Origin of the sequence: Pseudoalteromonas sp. DL2-H2.2 (assembly GCF_021532535.1) — a bacterium.
Classification (GTDB): domain Bacteria; phylum Pseudomonadota; class Gammaproteobacteria; order Enterobacterales; family Alteromonadaceae; genus Pseudoalteromonas; species Pseudoalteromonas rubra_A.
This window is the reverse complement of record NZ_JAKGBD010000019.1, coordinates 60,743-82,727: the sequence shown is the minus strand read 5'-3', so window position 1 is coordinate 82,727 and position 21,985 is coordinate 60,743. Positions and strand designations below refer to the sequence as shown.

At 50.2% G+C, this 21,985-nt stretch carries 20 protein-coding genes and 2 tRNA genes; 4 read left to right on the top strand and 18 right to left on the bottom strand.

The genetic code is table 11. The features are described from left to right. Positions 1 to 851 precede the first annotated feature (851 nt). The 5 genes from L1285_RS21740 to L1285_RS21720 all read right to left on the bottom strand — a co-directional run bounded on the left by L1285_RS21740 (position 852) and on the right by L1285_RS21720 (position 3,920). Positions 852 to 1,229, bottom strand: coding sequence for a hypothetical protein (locus tag L1285_RS21740; RefSeq protein ID WP_235414309.1), 378 nt, complete (start codon positions 1,227 to 1,229; stop codon positions 852 to 854). A 9-nt stretch (positions 1,230 to 1,238) separates the two neighbouring features. Beyond that, a complete protein-coding gene (locus L1285_RS21735) occupies positions 1,239 to 1,808 on the bottom strand; it encodes a hypothetical protein (RefSeq protein ID WP_235414308.1) in 570 nt (189 codons plus the stop codon). 90 nt (positions 1,809 to 1,898) lie between these two features. Beyond that, the gene (locus L1285_RS21730; protein WP_235414307.1) at positions 1,899 to 3,275 is read right to left on the bottom strand and encodes a class II fumarate hydratase; all 1,377 of its coding nucleotides are present in this window, start codon (positions 3,273 to 3,275) and stop codon (positions 1,899 to 1,901) included. 8 nt (positions 3,276 to 3,283) lie between these two features. After that, positions 3,284 to 3,655, bottom strand: a complete 372-nt coding sequence (locus L1285_RS21725) for a hypothetical protein (RefSeq protein ID WP_235414306.1) — start codon at positions 3,653 to 3,655, stop codon at positions 3,284 to 3,286. Positions 3,656 to 3,743: 88 nt separating this feature from the next. Continuing rightward, a complete protein-coding gene (locus tag L1285_RS21720) occupies positions 3,744 to 3,920 on the bottom strand; it encodes a hypothetical protein (RefSeq protein ID WP_156158744.1) in 177 nt (58 codons plus the stop codon). A gap of 174 nt (positions 3,921 to 4,094) precedes the next feature. On the opposite strand from L1285_RS21720, the gene L1285_RS21715 reads away from it, so the two are divergent. Then, positions 4,095 to 4,685, top strand: coding sequence for a DUF938 domain-containing protein (locus tag L1285_RS21715; protein WP_235414305.1), 591 nt, complete (start codon positions 4,095 to 4,097; stop codon positions 4,683 to 4,685). On the opposite strand, the gene L1285_RS21710 is transcribed toward L1285_RS21715, so the two are convergent. From L1285_RS21710 to L1285_RS21695, 4 genes are read right to left on the bottom strand one after another with little or no spacing between them, the layout of a single operon-like run. After that, on the bottom strand, positions 4,665 to 5,792 hold the full coding sequence (locus L1285_RS21710) for a GNAT family N-acetyltransferase (RefSeq protein WP_235414304.1): 1,128 nt from the start codon (positions 5,790 to 5,792) through the stop codon (positions 4,665 to 4,667). The two genes, L1285_RS21715 and L1285_RS21710, sit on opposite strands and share 21 nt — an antisense overlap. Positions 5,793 to 5,795: 3 nt before the next feature. Beyond that, on the bottom strand, positions 5,796 to 7,115 hold the full coding sequence (locus tag L1285_RS21705) for an alpha/beta hydrolase (protein ID WP_235414303.1): 1,320 nt from the start codon (positions 7,113 to 7,115) through the stop codon (positions 5,796 to 5,798). Next, positions 7,088 to 9,808: an ATP-binding protein gene (locus tag L1285_RS21700; RefSeq protein ID WP_235414302.1), complete on the bottom strand. Its 2,721-nt coding sequence runs from the start codon at positions 9,806 to 9,808 to the stop codon at positions 7,088 to 7,090. Before L1285_RS21700 ends, L1285_RS21705 begins: the two co-directional genes overlap by 28 nt. 19 nt (positions 9,809 to 9,827) lie before the next feature. Beyond that, on the bottom strand, positions 9,828 to 10,289 hold the full coding sequence (locus L1285_RS21695; protein ID WP_046007245.1) for an Lrp/AsnC family transcriptional regulator: 462 nt from the start codon (positions 10,287 to 10,289) through the stop codon (positions 9,828 to 9,830). Positions 10,290 to 10,422: 133 nt separating this feature from the next. Here L1285_RS21695 and L1285_RS21690 point away from each other — a divergent pair, with 133 nt between their 5' ends. Then, a complete protein-coding gene (locus L1285_RS21690; RefSeq protein WP_235414301.1) occupies positions 10,423 to 11,604 on the top strand; it encodes a PrnB family protein in 1,182 nt (393 codons plus the stop codon). Continuing rightward, positions 11,604 to 12,719 carry an aminotransferase class V-fold PLP-dependent enzyme gene (locus L1285_RS21685; protein WP_235414300.1) on the top strand — a complete coding sequence of 372 codons (1,116 nt, stop codon included), beginning with the start codon at positions 11,604 to 11,606 and terminating at the stop codon, positions 12,717 to 12,719. The genes L1285_RS21690 and L1285_RS21685 overlap by 1 nt, the downstream gene beginning before the upstream one ends. On the opposite strand, the gene L1285_RS21680 is transcribed toward L1285_RS21685, so the two are convergent. Beyond that, positions 12,711 to 13,472 (bottom strand): MBL fold metallo-hydrolase, encoded by a 762-nt coding sequence (locus L1285_RS21680; protein WP_235414299.1) that lies wholly within the window; start codon positions 13,470 to 13,472, stop codon positions 12,711 to 12,713. The genes L1285_RS21685 and L1285_RS21680 overlap by 9 nt on opposite strands. Positions 13,473 to 13,673: 201 nt before the next feature. Next, positions 13,674 to 14,543 (bottom strand): LysR substrate-binding domain-containing protein, encoded by an 870-nt coding sequence (locus tag L1285_RS21675; RefSeq protein ID WP_268836280.1) that lies wholly within the window; start codon positions 14,541 to 14,543, stop codon positions 13,674 to 13,676. A gap of 141 nt (positions 14,544 to 14,684) precedes the next feature. Between L1285_RS21675 and L1285_RS21670 the strand changes: the two genes are divergently transcribed. Beyond that, positions 14,685 to 15,242: a hypothetical protein gene (locus L1285_RS21670; RefSeq protein ID WP_235414297.1), complete on the top strand. Its 558-nt coding sequence runs from the start codon at positions 14,685 to 14,687 to the stop codon at positions 15,240 to 15,242. Between the two features lie 117 nt (positions 15,243 to 15,359). Here L1285_RS21670 and L1285_RS21665 read toward each other — a convergent pair whose 3' ends face one another. The 7 genes from L1285_RS21665 to L1285_RS21635 all read right to left on the bottom strand — a co-directional run bounded on the left by L1285_RS21665 (position 15,360) and on the right by L1285_RS21635 (position 21,977). After that, positions 15,360 to 16,832 (bottom strand): FAD-binding protein, encoded by a 1,473-nt coding sequence (locus L1285_RS21665; RefSeq protein ID WP_235414296.1) that lies wholly within the window; start codon positions 16,830 to 16,832, stop codon positions 15,360 to 15,362. A gap of 415 nt (positions 16,833 to 17,247) precedes the next feature. Continuing rightward, on the bottom strand, positions 17,248 to 19,044 hold the full coding sequence (locus L1285_RS21660) for an ABC transporter ATP-binding protein (RefSeq protein ID WP_235414295.1): 1,797 nt from the start codon (positions 19,042 to 19,044) through the stop codon (positions 17,248 to 17,250). Between the two features lie 150 nt (positions 19,045 to 19,194). Beyond that, a complete protein-coding gene (gene speE, locus L1285_RS21655) occupies positions 19,195 to 20,157 on the bottom strand; it encodes a polyamine aminopropyltransferase (RefSeq protein WP_235414294.1) in 963 nt (320 codons plus the stop codon). Next, positions 20,150 to 20,608 carry an adenosylmethionine decarboxylase gene (gene speD, locus L1285_RS21650; RefSeq protein ID WP_235414293.1) on the bottom strand — a complete coding sequence of 153 codons (459 nt, stop codon included), beginning with the start codon at positions 20,606 to 20,608 and terminating at the stop codon, positions 20,150 to 20,152. The genes speE and speD overlap by 8 nt, the downstream gene beginning before the upstream one ends. A gap of 818 nt (positions 20,609 to 21,426) precedes the next feature. Then, positions 21,427 to 21,519: transfer RNA gene (locus tag L1285_RS21645), tRNA-Ser, on the bottom strand. 18 nt (positions 21,520 to 21,537) lie between these two features. After that, positions 21,538 to 21,628 (bottom strand) — tRNA-Ser (locus tag L1285_RS21640). A 199-nt stretch (positions 21,629 to 21,827) separates the two neighbouring features. Continuing rightward, the gene (locus L1285_RS21635; protein ID WP_164488166.1) at positions 21,828 to 21,977 is read right to left on the bottom strand and encodes a hypothetical protein; all 150 of its coding nucleotides are present in this window, start codon (positions 21,975 to 21,977) and stop codon (positions 21,828 to 21,830) included. Between the last annotated feature and the right edge of the window lie 8 nt (positions 21,978 to 21,985).

The following is a 21,985-nucleotide window of genomic DNA, read 5'->3' as shown; positions in this document are numbered from 1 at the left end:
CGCACTTTCTTTCTTGGATCTTTAGTTTGTTTGGAGAGCTTAATAAATTCAGAGGGCTGCAAAATCATTATCACATCGATGGATATTAGATTTTGATATTAGATCATAAATTTAATCAATTTGGTATAAATAGCGAAATTTTTGCCTGGTTATCGACGATATTTTCTCGCCTCAAAATAGAACACTTAATTAAGCAAATTGGTATGAGTCGCTGCTGGAATGGGTTAAAAGTACCGTTTGTTCAGACTCTTTATAGAACGAGTGCTTTTGAAGAAGTCGCTTATATTCGACTCTTACAGCCCACACTAGCGTCATCCCGCACTTGATGCGGGATCTTCTAACTGGCCACACCGTGAGCATGAGCTGCACTGAAATCCGACAATCATTGTCAGGCTCCAAACGAGAAAGCTCGAATCGAACGAGTTAGGCTTTTTGCGTTTAAGTCCCTCAGCAACAGCTAAACCAGCTCATTTCACCTTGCGCAAAGTAAATGTACTCGCGTTGCTCGCTGTCATTGTACTTTGCACGACAGAGCTTCACTGAAGCGCTTACATTGCTCTGTACGCAATGACCCGTTATGATGAGCGTTAGTTGCCGTTGTTCTGAGCTGATTGTGTCTCTATATTTAATTGTTCTCTTTATTATTTTTGCCTTGTTTGGCTGTGCTTCCACCTATCTGGTGAAGTTTATCTATTGTTATTGGGTAAAGAAGCAGATTGAAATTAGGTATGTATGGCGGGCATGTCTGTGTGCTTTGCTCATTATACCCATTTCGTTGCTCAGTCAGTGGCTAGTTTAGAGGGCAGGCTACCAGGCTTGCTGGCAGCTAAACAGAGGCGTTGTTCTAGTGGTTACTTCAGTGTAATTGCCTGGCATTCACGATTGATACATAGAGCCTGTATGGGCAGCACTTGTTTGCAAACTTCACTGGGGGGAGTTTGCTGGTTAATAGCTTGCTCTTTTTGCGTAATGGCTGTCGCCATTTGCTCGACCTGAGTTTCATCGACATTGCGCACCGAATACACAACATACTGACTCGGTCCGCCGCAGGTTTGCCGTTCACCGACACCGATCACTTTACATTGAAAGCTCGCATCACACCCTTTATCTGCAACTAACTCCGACAATGCCTGATTATCATCATCATGGTTGTGTGGTGTAGTCTGAGTGCTACTACAAGCACTCAGTAAGCCTGTCAGTAAAAAAAGCGCCAAACACTGATACTTCATCGAAAATCCCTAGTAGGTTGCCTGGTTTGAATGCTCGAGTTTAACACATTTATTGTTTACGCACTGAGTTGCAGGTACGGCCAGGTGCTGACAGATGCTGATCATTTTATTCTTGGCATTATAGGTCGCTTCAGCGTGAGTAAGCTGGTCAGCCAGTTCTTTGACCTTGTTGGGGTCGGCTGTTTTTGTTGAGAAAATGACATAGTCTGAAGGGCCACCACAGGCACGGCTACCCACGGGAAGTACCTGGCACTGGGTGGTAGTGTCACACTCTTTGTCTTTGGTTATAAACTTCAAATAGGCGCGTTGGTTTTTCAGACCCGCTTCTGTAACGGCGTCTTTGTCCAGATGAGCAGCAGGCTCTGCTTTATGGACTTTGTCTGCAGGTGAAGGTTTGCTATGTCCAACATCGTGGCGTACTGCTGCTTTTGTTTGTAATTTGGCGGGCGCGACAGTACGACTTTCTGTGCTACTTTGCTGCGAGCTTGCGGTTTCCTCGTTATTTTTGGGGTCATTGGGCGAGGCGCTACAGCCTGCGACGAATAACAAACTACAAAGAGAGAGTTTAAACGCGTTCATATCTGATCCTGTTAATTTTTTATCCAGTGTGCCGCGCTTTTTCTTCAGATACAAGAGGTCACGCGCCATAATAACAGGCGCGTGATTCGGTTACAGCCCGCCGAGCGTGAGTTTTTGCGGGTCTAGTAATTCGCGTAACTGAGCTTCACTGAGGTCTGTATGCTCTGCCGCAACTTCAATAATGGGGCGGCCCTGCTGATAAGCTTGCTTGGCAATATAGGCAGCCTTCTCATACCCGATCACCGGATTCAGCGCGGTTACCAGTATGGGGTTTCGCTTTAGCGCCTGTTGAATGCTGGCTTCGTTGACCTTGAAGGTCGCAATGGCTTTGTCTGCCAGCAAACGAGACATATTGGCCAGTAACTCGATGCTTTGCAGGATATTGTAAGCGATGACAGGTAACATCACATTGAGCTCAAAATTACCCGACTGGCCTGCCACTGTGATGGTCGCATCATTACCAATGACCTGAGCGCTGACCATAGCTGCTGCCTCCGGGATCACCGGATTTACCTTGCCAGGCATAATGGACGAGCCGGGTTGGAGTGCTTGTAGCTCTATTTCGCTCAATCCGGCCAGTGGGCCTGAATTCATCCAGCGTAAGTCATTGGCTATTTTCATATTAGCCACGGCGAGTGTCTTCAGCTGGCCCGACAGCGCCACAATGGCGTCTTGCGATCCTATGTTATAAAAGAAGTTTTTACTGGGCGTAAAGCGGATCCCAACATTGCTGCTCAGGTAGCTATTAAACGTGGCGGCAAAGCGCTCATCGGCGTTCACACCGGTTCCTACAGCCGTCCCGCCCTGGCCCAGCTCATAGATCTTGTCCAGTGCCTGAACTATGCCCTCACAGGCAGAATCGACCTGATGTTGCCAGCCACTGAGCGTCTGTGCAAAGGTCACTGGCATGGCATCCATTAAATGCGTGCGGCCGGTTTTGACCAGATGGCCCACTTCTTTGCTTTTATGCTCTATTGTCTGAGACAAGTGCTTCAGTGCCGGTAGTAACTCGTACACGGCAAGTATGGCGCTGCTTACATGAATGGCGGTGGGGATCACATCATTGGAGCTTTGCCCCATATTTACATGGTCATTGGGGTGAATTGTTTCACCACTGTGCTGGCTGGCCAAAGAAGCAATGACCTCATTGGCGTTCATGTTCGAGCTGGTGCCGGAGCCGGTCTGGAAGACGTCGACCGGAAACTGCTCCTGGTGCTTACCATCAATGATCTGCTGACAGGCGCTAACAATTGCCTGAGCTTGGTGCGGTGGTAAATGGCCCAGCTCTTGGTTTGATTCCGCAGCCGCTTGTTTGATATATGCCAGAGCACGGATAAAGCTGCCTGGTAATGTCAGCCCACTGACGGGGAAATTATTAATCGCCCGTTGTGTTTGCGCCTGGTACAGCGCCTCTTTTGGTACGTCTAACACGCCCATGCTATCTGAAACTTGACGAAATTCGCTCATAACAACTCCTAGCTGTACGGATTAAATTCATGGCTGATGATCCTGGCTTCCCGCTCAAGCAGGTAGAATTTGTTTAGCCCTTTACGCCTGGCTTTGTAATAGCGTTTCAGGGCCAGCAGTGGTTTATAAATTTGCTCCAGGCATTGTTGTCTGATGCAGGTATGAACCAGGGGATCAGCAATGTGATTAAGTAACTCAAAGAATACCCGCCTGAGATACAATTCTTGCAACAAGGTGCAGGATTGTCGCTCGTACCACTTTGCCAGCTCGCAGCCAGTCCGTATGAACTCAGCAACCTGCTGTGGCGCATCCAGATGTGGGCGTGTGCAGTGTGCATTGAGGTGCGGCTTAAAATTGATAAGCGCAAGTGGTATTAGCATAGTGAAGTATCCTTTGGTGTAACGATAATAATTATCATTACACCAAAGGGCGAGGTTAGCAAGTCTGAATTGGTTTCACTGTGGTGAATTAGTTATAACCGAGCAAAAATTGCTGGGCTGTTTTTTCGCGTTCTTGCTCTGGGCTGGTCAGGATGTTCGCGACCTCCTGGCAGTAGTCCTCGCTTTCCAGTAAATTTGGTTCTGCTTCCGTGTCTATCAGACCACGGCTTTGTAGTGGGGTTTGAGAAAGATCTGAAGTTGTCATAATGTGCTCCAAGCGTTGTGTCTAAATTTCAGTATAGACAATGCATGCTTTATACCAAGGATAAAAGCGTATATTTTTTATGTGTTTAACCATATGCAATCTCAAATGACTTGCTTTTTGGTGGTAAGGTTGCCTCAATAGGGCGCAAACTTGGATCATCGAGGTGCATTAGCTATGGATAAACCTTTCTCACAAGCGTGTGAAAACAATAAACACCCCATACTGGAGAAAATACGGCCCTATGTCAGCGAAGTGGTGTCGGTACTTGAAGTCGGCTCAGGCACCGGACAGCATGCCGCATTTTTTGCCAGGGCATTGCCCCATTTAGAATGGCAGTGCAGCGATCTGGCGATTAACCATGCCGGGATCCAAATGTGGTGTGAAGACAGTGGGGCCACTAATTTGCCAGCACCACTCACGCTCGACTTATCGTCAACGCCCTGGCCGGTAAACGCGGTCCCGGCTATCTACACGGCGAACACCTTGCACATAGTGTCTGAAGCATTAGTTGAGGCTTTCTTTGCCGGGGTCAAGCAGCATCTGGCAAGCGGGGGAGTCCTGATGATATACGGCCCATTTAATTACCATGGTCAGTTTACCTCTGCCAGCAATCAGGAATTCGATGCGTTTCTACGCAGTCGCGATCCCGACAGTGGGATCCGCGATATAGAATGGATCTGCGCGTTGGCAAAAAGCGCCGGGCTGACGTTACACGCAGACAACACGATGCCAGCGAACAATCGGTTACTGATCTTTAAACGGTAGTGAAGCTTCACACTGGCTGCGATAAACAGCCATATGGGCTTGCTCTCGAGCCAGATAGTCTTTGATTGCTAAGGCAAAGTCAGGGTGGCTGATGTGGTGGTAGGAGTAGGTAGTGACCGGCTCAAAACCACGCGCCAGCTTGTGCTCTCCCTGTGCGCCGGCATCAAAGCGGGCTAATCCATGGCGGATGGCATACTCTATGCCCTGGTAGTAGCACAACTCAAAGTGCAAATGGGCATGACTTTGCAAGGCGCCCCAGTAGCGTCCGTACAGCGTATCCTGATCGTGCAAATATAGACTGGCTGCGACTATCTTGTCGTGCTCCATCGCACACACAATGGCAACCTGGCTGGCCATTGTGTCAAAGATACGCTGGAAGAACGCTTCATTCAGATAACCCTGATGCCCAGAGCGTTTCAGGTAGGTGATGGCATAGCACTGATAAAATGCCTGGCGTATGTCATCACCTACCTCAGCGCCCTGATACCAGCGTATGGTTAATGCCTGGCTGGCGACCGCTTTTCGCTCTTTTTTAATGGCTTTGCGCTTGCGCGATGTCATCGCATTTAAAAAGTCTTCAAACTGCCTGTAGCCATGATTTTTCCAGTGAAACTGAACACCATGGCGCTCCATCAGCGACTGGCCTTGCCAGCCTGCACGGTGCGCGGGGAAGTTGATATGCCACCCCGACCAGCGCTGTTGTCCGGCCGCCTGATGCAGCGCAGCGGTGACATAATCATACAGGGGATCTGACACGGGTTGGCTGGATAAAATACGGCTGCCGACCACGGGCGTAAACGGAATAGCGCAGATCCACTTAGGGTAGTAGGCCAGCTGATGACGCTCATACGCTTCTGCCCAGGCCCAGTCAAACACATACTCACCATAGGAATGAAGCTTGATATAACCTGGCAGCAACGCGACCAACACCTCGTTGTCATACACGCTCAGGTGATACGGTAGCCAGCCGGTTTCCTCGCCAACACAGCCACTGAGCTCCAGCGCTTCAAGCCACTCAAGGCTGCTAAATGGGGACTCGCCCGACAAACTAGCGCGCTCGCTGTCGGTGAGCGCAGCAAGACTGGTAATAAAGCGATGTTGATACATAGGTTATTGCATTGCCTTGTGTAAAAACGTAACCAGCTGAGAGAGCATAGGACTATAATCCGGGTTGTAGGACACCCGAACCAGAGGACGATACTGCGCCAGGTTTGTCTCACTGCGCTCGCCAAAATAGGGTTTATCCGTGGTTTTGCAGTCAGTAAATGCTGCAGTGTCATCCAGATAGGCATCACAGTTACGAAATATCCCCATTGCACCATAGTAAGGGTGCGCGGGGGGATTCAAAAAGCCAATATGAGACATATCAATCACGCCATCAAGCGTGGTGACTTCAGTGACATTGACTGAATCCGGAAGCGCGGCAATAGAGGTTGGCGCATAAACTCGCAGTGCCAGCGGCGCTGTACGTGCCTGTGCCCAGCGCAACAGCAGCTGATAGGTGGCCTGACTATCAATGGTGGCATCCACATCACTGGCGACCACCATTGTGGGCAGTGATGCCGGTAAGCTGGCTGCACGCATATCGGCCATGGCCTGCTCCACCAGAGTGACCGCATGTAAGGGAAATGACTCATACTTGGCCAGGTCGAGATCTGCACCCTTATCTACCCAGTCAACCCAGGGCACCCAGTCCAGCCATTTGGCCAGCCAGGCCACCTTGCTGTGGCTTTGTGTTGCAGGCGCGACCAGTACCAGCGCTGCCAGGTTATCTGGCCGGCGTTTGGCAATTTCCGAGGTTGCCAGTGCGGCACCGGTCGAATAGCCCAATACTGCAAACTCGCTGTAATCGCTTGCTGTGCGTGAAATGGCATAGCGCACATGTTGCTGCCAGTCCCGGTAATCCACCTCTTTGAGGTCGCTGGCCGCCGTACCGTGTCCGGGCAGGAGCATGGCTCTGACATCAAAGCCCTGTGCGTGCAGATCGGCCGCCAGAGAATGAAAAGTAAATGGCGAATCTGTCAGGCCATGGATCAGTAACACGGCCTTTTGGTTATTGGGATGCGTTAGCTCAAACGGGGCAACATAGTCCACTACTTGGGTAGGTTTACCCGGCAGCAGTGACGAGACTCGGGTTGCCAGCACGCAGCTGAGCATGGCTTTGGGATTTCGCGCAGAGATCAATTCCCGGGTAGCGCGAATATAGGCGGAGTACGATTGCGCCTCGGGAATATCCAGCACGGCAGGGCCGGCTTCATTGGCGAAGCGATAGCTGCCTTGTTGCGCGTCGGTCTGGTAGCGTGGAATGTCTGTCACCAGGCTTTGGCATGTTTGTGCTTGTACTGACGCGGCTGCCAGATGTGACAGCGCGAGCGTGATAGAAAAGAATAATCCTTTTTTGATCATGACGGTCGGTATTGTGTTAAGCATTGCACCAGCTTATCGCGCTCCAGTGGTTTTGCAAGGTGGCTGTTGAACCCGACTGCCAGTGCGTACGCCTTGTCTTCGGGCATCACGTCGGCTGTCAGGGCGATGATTGGCAGCTGCTGGGTGTTGAAACGTTTACGCAGCAGTGCGGTGGCCTGATAGCCATCAAGCAGTGGCATCTGGCAATCCATCAGGATCAGATCAAAGGTTTGCTCCTCACAGGCATCAACTGCTTGCTGGCCATCACTGACCAGCACAAATTCTACATCAATGGACTGAAGCATGGCCTTGATCACCAGCTGATTGACCGGGTTATCTTCGGCAACCAGTACCTGCATGCCTTTAAGCACGGTGTGGTCCGGTGTTGCCGTGTGCGCCAGCTGCGCATCGCCAAAAGGGCAACGCAGCGAAAAGGTAAAGGTACTGCCCTGACCAGGCGTGCTTTGCACACTCAGCTCGCCTGCCATGAGTTCAACCAGCTCCTTGCTGATAGCCAGGCCCAGGCCGGTGCCGCCAAAGCGCCGCGAAGTGGAGGCATCAGCCTGTGTAAAGGGGGCAAAAATGAGCTGCTGTTTGTGTTCATCAATGCCAATGCCGGTATCAATAATGGAGAAAGTTAGCAGGTAGTCACTGTCTCCATGCAGAGCTTCACAGTGCAATGTAACCTTACCACTGTCGGTAAACTTCACAGCATTGCTGCTCAGGTTCAGCAGGATCTGCTCTATCCGCAGTTCATCTGCTTTGATCCAGCAGGCGCTGCTGATATTGGTATTGAGTTGCCACTGTAGCCCTTTGTCTGAGGCGCTGGTGGCAAACAGGCTGTCTATGCGGCTAAGCAGGTGTTGCAGGTTAAAGTCGTGCTGTTCAATGACCAGGTGATTGGATTCGATTTTGGCAATATCCAGAATATCGTTCACCAGGTTCAGTAAGGTTTTTGCTGCCATATCAATGCGGCTGGCATAAGACTGGAGCGTTTCGAATGAGTTTGTGGTTTTCATCAAAGAGGCAAACCCCACCACGGCATTCAGTGGGGTACGAAGCTCATGGCTCATATTAGCCAGAAAGCGGCTTTTAGCCTGGTTGGCACGCTCGGCATCTTCAACCGCCTGGCGCAGCGACTGAGTGCGCTGTTCAACCAGATGGTTGAGTTCATAGTGCTGATAGTTGTTAAGTAATACGATAAAGGTGATCAGCGCAGTAATGCTGAGTTGCAGCAGGAGCAGCAACACCGTCTGGCGGTGGTTGAGGCTGGCTACAAAGTCGGCTCTGAGCTCCAGCTTGATACGCCAGACCTGACCACCAAACTGAATGCGCGTCTCAAACAGGTTATCTGCCGGTACACTATTAGCTGAGATAGGATGGTTACTGTAGAAAGGTACGTTTGCATTGCCATCATAGACCGCAATATTGTAACTACCCGCCTGCGAGCGTTTAAGCACTGAGCCCAGTAAGGTGTCGGTTTGCACCACCGCTGCGGCATAGCCAAGAATATCCGCCTGAGAGTCGGCCGCGCCTCGGTGGTAGACCGGAGAAAGCAACAGATAAGCAGGTTCTGGCGTATCGCTTTGGACCAGCTCAATGATGTCTGTGGCCTGTGGCCGCACCGTAATGGCTGGGTTTTCCAGTGCCTGCTTGCGGTTTTCACGTGAATACACATTAAAGCCCAGTGCGCCGAAGTTGTCTGCCTGTGGCGAAATATAGGTCACGACCACCAGAGGATCATCGGGTGCCAGGGGCAGCCCTTTGAGCTTAACCCGGCCATTATACTGTGCATCAAATTTCTCCTGCAGGTCGTTGCCCTGCGTTTGAGCGACCCTGACATTCCAGGAAATGGCCCGCAAAAACGGGTAGCGGACGCGCTGCTGTTCGGCAATTTGGTGAAACTCCTCGGCATTGACCTCGCTCAGAGATTGCAGCTTAGCGGCCACGCCCTGCACGGCCAGCATACTGAGGTTGACCTGCTGTAACAGTAAATTTTCTACCAGTCTCAGCTCTCTTTGTGCTTCTCGCTTGGCGGCCTGAACATTGCCCTGATTGTACAAGTAAGTGGTCAGCACCACAGATAAAAACAGCACAAAGCTGGTAGCAAACACATTGCGGCCGCGGTGATAGCTGTGTTGTTTAAAAGCCCATGCGTCGAGCATCAGCAGTAGCAACGGGGTAAAGATCAGTATGCCCAGACTGTCGCCCAGCCACCAGGCCACCACGTTTTGCCAGTGATGACTAAATTGATAGTCGGGGTTAAACAAACTCAGTGAGAAGACACCGATATTGGCCGAGATCAGATTGCACGCAATGCCGACCAAAAAGATATAGTAGGCAATATGCTTGCGCGAGCGCATACGTAGTGGATCGCCCAGCCAAAGCCGCAGGATAGAGCCTCCGGCCAGTCCCTGAAAACAGGCACCCAGAGCGATAATCGACACCTGCAGCAGCTGCGCCAGGGTGGCATCAGTAAACACATAGCCATGGGCTGTGGTCCAGTTGAATAATGCCGAGGCCATAAATAAGCCGGGCAGAAAACGCCAGCCCCACACTAAAGAGCCTACCAGGCCTACGCCGGCCGGTAGCCAAATGGGCAAGACCTGATCCTGAAAGGCAAATGCGGTGAGCAGTTTTCCCAGTGCAAAGTAGCTCACTGCCATGAGCAAGTAAGCAGTCCACTGATGGTACACTGTGCGAAATTGGAACTGCATATCGATCCTGTCCTTTGTGTTAAACTGGCAGGGGACGTTTGGTAAACGTTTGCTTCAAAACTATGGTTGACTCAATCCCTGCAATACAGCCGATGGCACCAAGCCGGTGCTTTACAAAATGCTCGTAGCTGGGTAAGTCTTCGGCAATGATCTCAAGTAAGTAATCATGTGCGCCAGAGACCACCGAGCAGCTGAGCACCTGTTGCAGTTGTTCTACATCCGCTTCAAACTGGGTGGCTGCCTGCGCAGAGTTCTCACTCAGCCGAATAAAGGCATATACCAGTACAGTATAGCCCAGTGACTGCGGTGCCAACGTGGCATGGTAACCTAAAATCACGCCATCCTGTTGTAACTTTTTAACCCGTCTAAGGCAAGGGGTATCGGATAAGCTGGCTTGTTCAGCCAGTTGGGCATTGCTGAGTCGGGCATTGTGCTGCAAGGCCCTGAGCAGGATGCGATCTTTGTTGTCAATGTGTGCCATGGTAGTGACTTCTGCTAATTTATGGTTTTTTAATTATAATTATTACTAATCTAGTCTAGCGTTTACATGAATTTTAGCAAATTTTAGCGCACGAGTTTTGATAGCCTGAAGCTCTAGAATTTGGAGAGTAACTATGACCACGCTGACACAGGCATTCGACCACTGGATCCGCAGTGACTTTGTGACGCTTAACGATAAGCTGGAGGCTGCCTACTGGCAGCAGCAGGATAAGGCCAATGTAGAGGGTGTCGAAGACGACATAAAACAACAATTACTCAACGAAGGGCAGCAGCATATTCAAGCTTTGCTGTCAGAGGGTAATACCGATGAAGGCTTTGACAATGCCTTCGACTTACTCGGCAACGTGGGTCTGTATATGGCAGCGTGCCGCCGCCATGAACTAACTGAACCCAGCCGGGAGCAATATTCACCGCTCAAAGAAGCCTCCGCGCTGGCCATGCATATTGGCGCTTCGATAGGGGTTACACCGCGCTTTGCCACCGCACACCTGACGACTCACAATCGGGCCATTAACGGGGTCTATAAACGCTTCACCAGCCATCCAGCTGAGCAGCTGTTTATTGACTACAACACCCGGGCAATTTTGGCCTATAAACGTGCCGCGGAATGTTTATTAAAGATCCAGCCTCTGGGTATTTCACATCCAATGACCCCGGTGCTGCTGATGCAGGTCAAAGAAGCATTGCTCGATGTGATCCGCTCTAATCAGTGTTTGTTTGAGCAGCTCGATACCGACGCCTTCTTTTACGTGGTACGCCCGTATTACAAGCCTTATCGGGTTGGTAAGGAGGTCTATCGGGGCGCTAATGCCGGGGATTTCGCCGGGATCAACGTGATTGATATGCTGCTTGGCTTGTGTCAGGCCAATGATGTGAACTACGCTCAGATGCTGGTGGACAAGTTCCTGTATATGATGCCCGAGGATCAGGCTACACTGCGAGAGTGCATGCGCCTGCCCAATCTGATGGATGCGTTCTTAGCCGCTGCGCCCCAGCATCATGCCAGTGGCTGGTACCAGGAAGCGGTGACTGCGTTTGTGCAGGTGTGTAAGCTGCACGGCGATACTGCTATTCAGCACCATAATCAGCTGGTGGAAAAGTACATCGCCAAGCCGTCGGGTGATATGAACACGGCGCACCTGGATAAAGTGACCGCCAGCGGGCCGCCTTTACCTGTGCTGCTTAATCAGCTGGCCCTGTTGCGCGACAAACGGGCAGCAGCAAAGCGTGACGATGTGTTTACCCGTTTTGATGATTTGAACACGCTGCGCCGCAGCATTGCTAAGGACTTCTAATGAACCAGGTCGACTTTTCGCTGCCTCAGGGCCACTACTTACTCAGTCATTCGGTAGGGCGGCCACTGGCCAGTGCCGAGCAGGATTTTATGCAGCGCTATTTTCACCCCTGGGCTGGTGACAATCATGAGCCCTGGTACCAATGGATCGATGGTATACAGCGTTTCACTGCGGCTTTGGCCCAACTGTTCAACAGTCAGGCCGAATACTTTTGTCCGCAAAGCAACCTCTCCAGCGGCCTGACTAAGTGGGTGATGAGTCTACCGGAAACGGGTAAGCAACCGGTGCGGGTGCTGATGAGTGAAAGCGACTTCCCCAGCATGGGGTTTGTACTGCAACAAGCGGTGCCCGATGTGGAGATATGCTTTATCCCTGCGGCCCTGGATATGTCAGACTTGAATGTCTGGCAGCAGCACCTCAGTGATGAGATAGACTGGGTGTTTGTCAGTCAGGTGTATTCAAATACCGGCCAGCAGGCGCCCGTTGACGCTATTACGCAGCTGGCAAAAGCCCAGGGCTGTCGGGTGATTGTTGATGTTGCTCAGGCCGCAGGCGTGATCCCCATCGACCTGTCTGACAGTGCGGCGGATTGTGTACTGGGTTCCTGCGTAAAGTGGTTATGTGGCGGACCAGGGGCCGGGTTTATCTGGGTGAATCCGGCCATACTCGACCAATGCCAGCCTAAAGATGTGGGCTGGTTTTCCCACCAAAACCCCATGGAGTTTGATATTCACCACTTTGCCCCACACCACAGCGCGCTGAGGTTTTGGGGGGGCACCCCGTCCGTGGCTGCTTATATCTTTGCCGCCCACAGCATCGAGTACTTTGCCCGGATTGGTGTTGAGACAGTGCGGGCGCATAACCTGAATCTGCTGGCACGCTTGCACACTGAGCTGGCTCCCTGGTACATAGCGCCAACCGAGGCACAGCGCTGCTCGGGGACGGCCATCCTGAATGCGGGCGATGCGCAGGATAAGGTACTGGCGGCGTTACGTGAGGCCGGTATTGCGGTCGATGCGCGCAAGCTCGGTATTCGGGTTTCCCCGCATATTTACAATACGCCAGCAGACATTGATGCCTTTATCCGGGTATTCAAAAGGGCGTTACTAGCCTGAGCTATGGCTCAGCCCCAGTGCCTTTTTCGTCTTGGTTTTGACTGAGCGCCAGTGCGTCACGGGCTGCTTTGGCGCCAGTTGTAACAGCTGTTCAAAATCGATATCGGCAAAGGCGATTTCACTGTGGTGCGCCAGCATCACAGAGGCGGGAGCCAGTTGCTGAAGCTTAAGCAGGGTTGCCCGGTACAGACGCGGATAAAACACCGGATAGGGCGGTATGAGCTTACCGTGCACCTGCACCATAACATCGGCGATATACACTGTGCTGCGCCCGGCATGATAGAGGCTGATATCCCGATCTGTGTGGCCGGGGGTGTGCAGTGCCTGCCAGTCTTCAAAGCCGGGTAAGGTTGCACCGTCGGGCAAATAAACATCCGGTTTTAAGGTGCGCGCATACCAGAGGTTTTTACGCGCCTTGCGTTTACGCCCCGCTACCCAAAGTGCCAGTGCGATGTCGGATAAATGCATCAGCACACCATCTATGCCGCGGTACCACTGTCCCGGGCAATTGGCCGTCGCAATTTGTGCTCCGCTTATTTTTCGCAATAGATGGGCACCCCCGGCATGATCCGGGTGCATGTGGGTGACCACAATTAGCTTAAGCTGATGCACCGGGCGGCATAGTTCATCGCTAATAAAACGGCAGATCAGCGACACGTCGGCGCGGCTGCAGCCATCCAGTAGCAGCAACTTATCCGGATATTCCACCAGATAGATATTCTGAATATAGCCTTCGATTGTATGTATCTTCATGTTGGTAATGTATTCGCACGCACTCATTCCATATAGGTAACACATCTGACCAGATAGGCAAGGTGAAATTATGGTTGGGCTGGGAAGGCTAAAGTGGCTGTTGCAATCTGACCTGCAAGCAATTGGCCAGCAGACCTTGTGGACAGGGAGTGAGTTATACAGCTCAGTGAGGCGAGTCGAAGCGCATCACTGGCAATCCAGTTATTCGAATAACAACTCCTCCAGCCATGACTGAAGTTTCTTGAGTGCTGGGTCGTTTCGACGACTCTTACGCCATGAAAAATAGTAGGCTGTTTGTGGTGGAATAAAGCCATCATCGTCCAGGCATATGAGTGCCCCAGTCTCAAGTTCGTTTTTAACTAAGGTCTTTTCTAACATGGCAATACCCTGGCCATAGAGGGCAGCCTGTACCAGCAGCAGCGTGTGGCCGAACAGAATATGTGCTTGGCCCTCAGGGAAAGAGATATTTTTGTCTTGTTGCCATAATGACCAGATATTAACGCCCTCAATATCAATAAGCGGAATATCGCTGGCAGCATCCAAGTTAGGAAAGCCGGGAATTTGCTCGGCAAGAGAGGGGCTGCACATAGGGTGGTAACTTTCATGACAGATAAACTTGCTTTGGTAAGAAACGTGATGAATTTGATTAGCAACGACAGCGTCAAGTTCGAGCGCTTCGGGTTTATCTTCGCAGTTAAGCATACGAACTCTGAGGTCTATCTCAGGGTTGGCCAGCTGCCATTTTTCCAGAGCTGGCATCAGTCGTTTCATGGCAAATGCGCTGCTTATTCCTAGTTGAATAGGTCCGGATTGATATGACGTAATTTCACAGGTGGCGTTATGAATATGCTCAAAAGACTGACGAATTTGCAGTGCATAATTTTGCGCTTTTTGAGTCATGACCAGTTGCTTTCCGCTCTTTTCAAAAAGCTTACAGCCAAGCCAGTCTTCCAGCCTTTTTATCTGGTGGCTTACCGCGCTTGGTGTAATGCATAGTTCTTCAGCCGCCCTGGAAAAATTCAAATGCCTGGCTGCAACAGAAAAAATATAAAGTGATTTGAGCGGAGGCATTACAGGTGTGGCCATAGTTAACTGTGAGTTTTATTCATAGGTGGGTAAAGAATATCAATTGTGTGGTTAGAATGTAATTGCTAGTTTGACCTCTGTTTTTAGTAACGCGCTAAGAGGCGCAATGATACAGAGGAGAAGCAAATGAAGAGCGTGGCTAAAAGGACATTGAAATATAAATTCATTGCAGCGCTGGTATGTGCTTTTGCGACAAGTACTTATGCAGAAACAAGCTATTTTTGTGGTGCCGATAACCCGAAACAGGCAGCACAAATTGAAACACTGATACCCACTTTATATGACATAGTTTCAGGACGTCCGGGAGAAGCTAAGGACTGGCGCCTTCTCAAGCAGCTTTTTTCTCCAAAGGCGATGATCACACCGGTTTTTCATAACGGGAAAGACGTGATTGCCCAACCAGGCAGTGTTGAGCAGTTTATCGCTTTAAATAAGCGCCTGTTCAAAGATAAAGGCTTTTTTGAGCGTGAGGTCTCTCAGAAAGTATTCACATTTGGTCATATGGCCAATGTATTGAGTGTTTATGAATCCAGACGTTCTCCAGAGTTAGCGCCTTATGCAAGAGGGGTGAACTCTTTTCAGCTGCTGAATGATGGCCGGCGTTGGTGTGTGTTATCGGTGACCTGGGATAGTGAATCGGAGCAACATCCCTTTACAGAGCAGATTTTGCATTTATCAGATTGACAGTAAAAGTTTAAATGCGCGACGAGATTGAGCAAGGACATCCACGCCTGGCTGGTGGACAGGTGTTGCGACAGGTTCAATGTGAACCTGTCGCTGACACGAGGATGAGGGCGTTAGCTATCGCTTAAAAATCCCTCTCATCGGGCCTAACAGGTTATTCGGATCGAACCAGTTTTTCAGTAACTTCAGTAAAAACCATTTCCTGTGGTAGTGCTTCTTCCAGTCTCTTGTACTCATGGGGATGGCGCCCACCGGGTATTGGCAACCGCCCAGCGCACGCGCCGCTTCATAAATACTTCTGTTGGCTTGGGTGAGCTGCTCAACTCGTTCCGGTGTGGGTGGAATGGCGGTGCGCATCAATGAGAAATACACGAACTTATCTTCTTCCGGTACGCTGAAAAACAGACTGCCAAATGCTTCTCTTTGTTGCATCGACATTAATACCGGGCCCGCGACATCATTGGGTGGCGTGTTTGCCAGGGTATCCTCGATAAATGCCTGGGCTTTTGATGCGGGGATCAGCAACGGGCACCAAGGATGAGGCAATGTCCAAAGTCCGGCTGCTTTTAATTGCTCAACCACAGGTGCTAAACGGTTCAGGAATGTAAAGTAAGGGAGGTCCTGGATCACCTCCTCTCCATACACAAAGTTCAGGCCATCGAGTAGCTCGGCATCCACAGGAGGAGTATCAGGTTCAAAGTACTTCGCCAGTTGCATAACGTAGCGCCAGCCACCGGCGGGATCGGGCTCTGCGCCACCCTGTACGCCATCAAAAATACCTTCGTCCAGCAGGCGCTGATTGTCATTTAAGTAGTGTGTTAAGTCATCATAAACCAGCTGATAGGCTCTGACCTGGCTGGGGGTTGGCTCCAGTTCAAAGCCTGCCTCTACAATAATACCCAGCTGGCCTAATCCGCCTTTCATGGAATGGAATAGCATGCTGTTTTGGTATGGCGAACAGGTGAGTAAACGCCCGTCACCAGTAATGACTTTGAGGTGGCAGATATTGTCGGCCATGCAGCCATGTTTGTATGATTGCGCGCCGAGGCCGCCAACGGCCAGGGTGCCGCCGACGCTTAAGTCGATAAAGTCAGTCACGATTGGCAAACCCAAATTGTGCGGCACCGTTTTGGTCAGCAAATCAATCCAGCGTGCGCCAGCCTGGGCGACTACTTGCTGATCATTCACCTCAGAGATATCCGCTAATGACACCATATCAATGACCACGCCACCCTGGGTTTGCGTTTCCCCATTGGTTGAATAGCCTTGTCCTTTGACCGCAATGGTTAAGTTATGCTGATTCGCAAACTTCACCATTTTGATAATGTCTTGATAAACAGCAGGCTTTAAGATTGCCCGGGACACATAGCGATGAATATGGCCAAAATCATCGGCGGCTTCGCTCAGGCTGGTTTCATCGGTGATCAGCTCGCCTTCAAACACCGGAAAGTTATCGGCAAACACCTCAGGAGGCGCATTGAGTAAATCAGCTTCGGTTGCCCAGCTTTGGCTTTGCAGGTTAAATCCAACAATCAGGCTACCTATGCCTATTTTTTTCATAAAGTCTCTGCGAGACGATTTGTTAGTCATACATCCTCCTTATATTACTTACGTAAAGCAGTAAGCGTAAAAATCCGATTTGGCACTGGGCATGACACATTGAATACTGACTCGCGTTTAGCTCACCTGCCCGGTGTTCACGTTAAACTTGCCTGATTACGAGCGATCGCATGGCACGTTGGTTGTTAATTTGCCAACCACAATACAGTGTCTGAATTCAGGCAAGCCCAGTAGCCCAGGACAGTCGCCTTACAGCTTGTGATTTGCAGGCTTAATTGCAGCCGTTAGCCACAATGCCATCATAGCAATATAAACATAAATTTCACAAGTTTTTAACTTTGAGAAGGGCAGATAAGGGAATAGAAAATTGGCCGGCGGCTTTTATCTGTGCGCCTGTGCCAAAGCCTCATGCTCTGCATCTGGCTTTGGCGGTACTTTGTTAATCTTACGAAGGCACAGGTGCAATTATGTCTTCAGGTTTCCCTTCGCGCACGATTTTACCGTCTTTAATTTCAATAATGCGGTCCATCATGGCGAGCACGTCATAAGAGTGCGCAACCGAAATCACGGTTTTGCCCTTCATCAGTGTTTTGAGAGACGCGATAAACTCAGCCTTAAGCACCGGGTCCAGGGCGCTGGTTGCTTCGTCTAGTAAGAGGATTTTTTTATCTCTGAGGAGCGCTCTGGCCAGTGCCAGGCGCTGTCGCTGGCCACCCGACAGTTGTCCGCCATTTTCACCAATAAAGGCCGATAAGCCAGTGCGACCCCGGGCATCACTGTAGTTTTCAACAAACGTCAGGGCATTGGCCTGTACCAGGGCTTGTTTCACAGCCTCCCGGCTGATGTTATTCAAACCAAACGCCACATTCTCATAAATGCTTTGATTAAACAGGCCGATATCCTGGTTCAAAAAGCTAATCTCACCGCATACTTTGTCTGTTGAGTAGTCTTCGATGTTTTTACCATCAATATAAATCGCGCCCGCTTCAATTTCGTCAATGCCGGCAAGCATATTCAGCATCGAGGACTTACCCGCACCGGAAGGGCCGATGATCCCGACTTTTTCACCGGCTTTGATTTTTAAAGACAGATCGGTGAACAGTGGCGCTTTGTTCTCATAGCCAAATTCAACCTGTTTAAAGGTGATTTTGCCGTTCGCGACATTAAAGTTGCCTTCGTCTTCTATGGGTTCTACATCTTCCAGAAACTCGTTGACCACCTCTCTGCCCACGGTAACCTGGCCCCAGGAGACAAAGAAGGCGTCAAATTCGTCCTGGCACCACTGTGACAGCGAGATCACCCGGTACACCAGGGCAAGCACCATGGAAAACTCACCAATGGAGATACTGCCTTGCATCCACAGCTGCAAACACAATGCGCCCGTACCGACCACTAACAGACCATTGAGCAGGCCAACCATAGAGGCAAAGTTTGAGAATACGCGGAATTCCTTCGCCACTACTCTGCGGTGTCGGGTGGCCCATTTCTCGGCAAATCGTTGTTCATAGTCGGTGTTGGAGAGCATTTTTACGGTGCGGATCCGCGCAAAGCGCTCGGTGAATTTTCCGGTGATCTGCGCGCAACTCTCTGCTTCGAGTCGGTTGGTGGTTTTGGCTTTGGGGATCCATTGCCCCAGCAACATAGCCAAAAACAGGCCGGTCCAGATAAGGAAAGGCAGTGCCAGCCAGCCGTCAATGTTGCCCACGTAAAACAGCAGAGCGCCCAGAAACGCGAGCAAAAACCCGGCAAAGCCACAAAACTGTAATACCACATCGATGATAGCTTCGGAGGTATCCACAATGACAATGGCGGTTGAGCCAGGATCATCTTCTTCGTGGTAACTGGCAGGAGAGGCAATTAGGGTTCGATATAATTTTATAATGGTATTTTTTTGCAGGTTTGGTCCGAGCAACTGATGAAACACCAGGTTTTTAATCAGGGTGATGGTGGGGATCACCACGGCGATGGCAACTGCAACGAGGGCCAGCGTGTGGCCTTTGTCATTGAGCTCTACGCTGCCGCTTGCACTATCCAGCCAGTCGACTAAGTCGCCTAAAAAGTCGAACGTCACTATCTGTAACAGACCACCCAGCAAAGAAATGACAAAGGCGATGACTATCCAGCCAGAGAACTCTTTGGCGCACTGGCGAATAAACGGCAGGTTATGCTCTGCTGGTGTTAACTGGCTGTCAAAGGTGTCTTTGTGGCCTAATTTCTCAAATAGCTTAAATAATGATTTCATTGTGTTGTATGGCACCTGGGCGGATCGGGTTTTGCTCCGGCTGTGTTGCCGGAACCTGGACCAAATAAGCCACTGGCACGATGACAGAGTGTCGTGACAGTGGCTCTGAGTGTCATGGTAATTTACCTTTATGTCATGCAGGAGAAAGGCTTATTCGTCATCATCACTCTGATTGGAGGTGGCCGGGGTGTAGTCATCCCAGTCACCGGCTTCTGGCATCGACAGCTCATCCACGTTTTCACACTTCACAGCCTGATTGACATAATCCCGCATGTCTTTTGACAAGAAGAAGGCACCAAAGTGGGCCTCAGGTGAGTAGTATTTGGTGTGAATGTCGGCCTGGGTAAAGCGTGATTCCAGCTCATCAAGCGATAGCGTGTCTATGGTGCCACTGCGTGTTGCCCAGATAAACGCATGAGAGCCGCCAAAGTAGTCGTAACAGCCGCCCATATAAATGCCCGCAGGGTTGTTAAACGCCTGAGTCAAACGCGACACCATAGACTGCATCATGTAGGGTTCAAAGTACGGTGTGCCACCTTGTGCGACCAAAATCCCGTTTGTCTTCAGTGCGGTTAAGCAATTGCCAAAGAAAGATTGGGTAAACAGGGTTTCTGATGCGCCGCCATCCGGATCTGCCGCATCCAGGATGATAAGATCAAAGCAATCACTGTACTGAGAGATGATTTCCGCGCCATCTCCTATGCGCAAGACAAACCTGGGGTCATCAAATGCGCCGTTATTGATTTCGGGTAAAAACTTGCGGCTTAACTGAATGATTTGCTCATCAATATCCACCATCACGACGTTTTCGACGCTTTTATGCTTTAAGACTTCGCGGGCACTGCCGCCGTCTCCGCCACCCACAATCAGCACGTTTTTAATTTTGCCGTGAAACAGGATTGGGACATGCGCCATCATTTCATGATAAATGTGCTCACCCTTGGTGGTGACCTGAATACCATCGTCTATGCGCATTACTTTGCCCAGGTGACGGGTTTCGAAGATGCTGACATCCTGGAACTCGGTTTCTACGTCGACTAAATCTTTTTCTGAACGAAGTGCAATGTGAACGCCACTTGTCATTTGCTCGTAATGCCAATTAATCTTAGTCATGTGCGTGAATACTCCGTTGTTGTGCGGTTTTAAGGGGTGCGTGTAACTGATTATCTAACAGGGGCTGAAATGCTCCGGTGCGACTCACAGAGCCACCCCGGGTGAGGGTATTAATGACCATTCGGCCGGGCTGAAAACACGCTTCTATCACCGGCAGGCACAGTTCAGGCTGCGCGTCGCCGCACATAAAAATGTCCATGGCAGCAAAGTTGTACTCCGGCCAGGTGTGAATAGAAATATGGCTTTCGGCCAGAATGATCATGCCCGACACCCCGCCATTGGTTTCAAATGGGTGTAAATGGGTTTTCAAGATGGTAGCGTTTGCGGCGTTGGCACATTCAATCATCATCTTTTCTATGTGCGCCTCACCTATCAGGTTAGAAGCATCAAACAGGTCGACAATAATATGCTGGCCTAAAGGGTAAACCGACTGTGTTGTGGGTGTCGTCATGCTGTTACTCAATGTCTGTCCTCAAGGTGTCCGGGTAGCCCGCTCTGCTCGTGTTTTTTGGTACAGGTAAAAGCGACTGACCAGTAACACAGGAAAAGAGACGCGATCCGAATCCCCCTTTTTCGAATACAGATATTCCAGCACTGAAATGTGCAACGAGTGTGGAGTGGGTAATAGGTGCTCAAATAAGTCTGATCAGTGGAGTGTCTGTGTGACGAGTTTGAGTAGGAGCCGGGCGCATACTATTTGTGGTGGATGTCCGGGTAAGAAATGGTTTTTCTAGTCGTAATTGCGTGAGTACAAGAGTGAAGGATCCGCTTTTGGGCATAAAAAACCGCCGTATAGGTGGTTCTCTTAAAAGTAATGGTGTGTGCACAAGAGTGAGGGATTCGCTTTCGGGCATAAAAAAACCGTCCACATTGAGGCGGTTCTCTTAAAGTAATGGCAAAGAAGGAGGGATGACAAAATACGTCCTGTATTTTGCCCTGCGGGCCGCACTGAAGTGCGTTCAATTTTGTTCCAGACAAAATTGTCGAACCTTGGTCGAGGGTTCTCACCCGCCTTCTCATTCGTGAAGAGGTAAAATTCGGGCATAAAAAAACCGCCGTATAGGCGGTTTTTTTAAAGTAATGGCGGAGAAGGAGGGATGACAAAATACGTCCTGTATTTTGCCCTGCGGGCCGCACTGAAGTGCGTTCAATTTTGTTCCAGACAAAATTGTCGAACCCTGGTCGAGGGTTCTCACCCGCCTTCTCATTCGTGAAGAGGTAAAATTCGGGCATAAAAAAACCGCCGTATAGGCGGTTTTTTTAAAGTAATGGCGGAGAAGGAGGGATTCGAACCCTCGATAGGGCTACAAACCCTATACTCCCTTAGCAGGGGAGCGCCTTCAGCCACTCGGCCACCTCTCCGGCGCAAAAACTTAAAAATGGCGGAGAGATAGGGATTTGAACCCTAGATACGCTATTAACGTATGCCGGTTTTCAAGACCGGTGCTTTCAACCACTCAGCCATCTCTCCATGGGCAAAGATAATACTTAGCGAATTTGGCGCTGTAAATAGTTTTTGAATTGTTTGCTTAAATTTTGTGCTAATGACGTCAGTTTTTTACGATTTTGGCCGATTTATAGGCGAATAGGTGTGTTTTATGATATTGAGATAAGTGGGAGATGGCAGAAACTGGGCATGATCGGTTGGGAAGATCATGCCCGAAGCAGACTTACTTATACATAACCACCTGACTTAACATCAGTTGTTTACCCAGCTTGTTCAACCAGGCTGTCAGGTTAAAGCGGCGTTTAATCACTGGCGCTTCGACTGGGTTTAGGGTGGTTTGCGTGTTGCTGCACGCTGCAGCTGAATTAAGCATGTCTGACT

What these genes read in the sequence shown, in the direction of transcription:
- L1285_RS21740 (WP_235414309.1), bottom strand. Translation starts at nt 1,229, where the DNA reads ATGAAGTATCAGTGTTTGGCGCTTTTTTTACTGACAGGCTTACTGAGT.
- L1285_RS21735 (WP_235414308.1), bottom strand. Translation starts at nt 1,808, where the DNA reads ATGAACGCGTTTAAACTCTCTCTTTGTAGTTTGTTATTCGTCGCAGGC.
- L1285_RS21730 (WP_235414307.1), bottom strand. Translation starts at nt 3,275, where the DNA reads ATGAGCGAATTTCGTCAAGTTTCAGATAGCATGGGCGTGTTAGACGTA.
- L1285_RS21725 (WP_235414306.1), bottom strand. Translation starts at nt 3,655, where the DNA reads ATGCTAATACCACTTGCGCTTATCAATTTTAAGCCGCACCTCAATGCA.
- L1285_RS21720 (WP_156158744.1), bottom strand. Translation starts at nt 3,920, where the DNA reads ATGACAACTTCAGATCTTTCTCAAACCCCACTACAAAGCCGTGGTCTG.
- L1285_RS21715 (WP_235414305.1), top strand. Translation starts at nt 4,095, where the DNA reads ATGGATAAACCTTTCTCACAAGCGTGTGAAAACAATAAACACCCCATA.
- L1285_RS21710 (WP_235414304.1), bottom strand. Translation starts at nt 5,792, where the DNA reads ATGTATCAACATCGCTTTATTACCAGTCTTGCTGCGCTCACCGACAGC.
- L1285_RS21705 (WP_235414303.1), bottom strand. Translation starts at nt 7,115, where the DNA reads ATGCTTAACACAATACCGACCGTCATGATCAAAAAAGGATTATTCTTT.
- L1285_RS21700 (WP_235414302.1), bottom strand. Translation starts at nt 9,808, where the DNA reads ATGCAGTTCCAATTTCGCACAGTGTACCATCAGTGGACTGCTTACTTG.
- L1285_RS21695 (WP_046007245.1), bottom strand. Translation starts at nt 10,289, where the DNA reads ATGGCACACATTGACAACAAAGATCGCATCCTGCTCAGGGCCTTGCAG.
- L1285_RS21690 (WP_235414301.1), top strand. Translation starts at nt 10,423, where the DNA reads ATGACCACGCTGACACAGGCATTCGACCACTGGATCCGCAGTGACTTT.
- L1285_RS21685 (WP_235414300.1), top strand. Translation starts at nt 11,604, where the DNA reads ATGAACCAGGTCGACTTTTCGCTGCCTCAGGGCCACTACTTACTCAGT.
- L1285_RS21680 (WP_235414299.1), bottom strand. Translation starts at nt 13,472, where the DNA reads ATGAAGATACATACAATCGAAGGCTATATTCAGAATATCTATCTGGTG.
- L1285_RS21675 (WP_268836280.1), bottom strand. Translation starts at nt 14,543, where the DNA reads ATGCCTCCGCTCAAATCACTTTATATTTTTTCTGTTGCAGCCAGGCAT.
- L1285_RS21670 (WP_235414297.1), top strand. Translation starts at nt 14,685, where the DNA reads ATGAAGAGCGTGGCTAAAAGGACATTGAAATATAAATTCATTGCAGCG.
- L1285_RS21665 (WP_235414296.1), bottom strand. Translation starts at nt 16,832, where the DNA reads ATGACTAACAAATCGTCTCGCAGAGACTTTATGAAAAAAATAGGCATA.
- L1285_RS21660 (WP_235414295.1), bottom strand. Translation starts at nt 19,044, where the DNA reads ATGAAATCATTATTTAAGCTATTTGAGAAATTAGGCCACAAAGACACC.
- speE (WP_235414294.1), bottom strand. Translation starts at nt 20,157, where the DNA reads ATGACTAAGATTAATTGGCATTACGAGCAAATGACAAGTGGCGTTCAC.
- speD (WP_235414293.1), bottom strand. Translation starts at nt 20,608, where the DNA reads ATGACGACACCCACAACACAGTCGGTTTACCCTTTAGGCCAGCATATT.
- L1285_RS21635 (WP_164488166.1), bottom strand. Translation starts at nt 21,977, where the DNA reads ATGCTTAATTCAGCTGCAGCGTGCAGCAACACGCAAACCACCCTAAAC.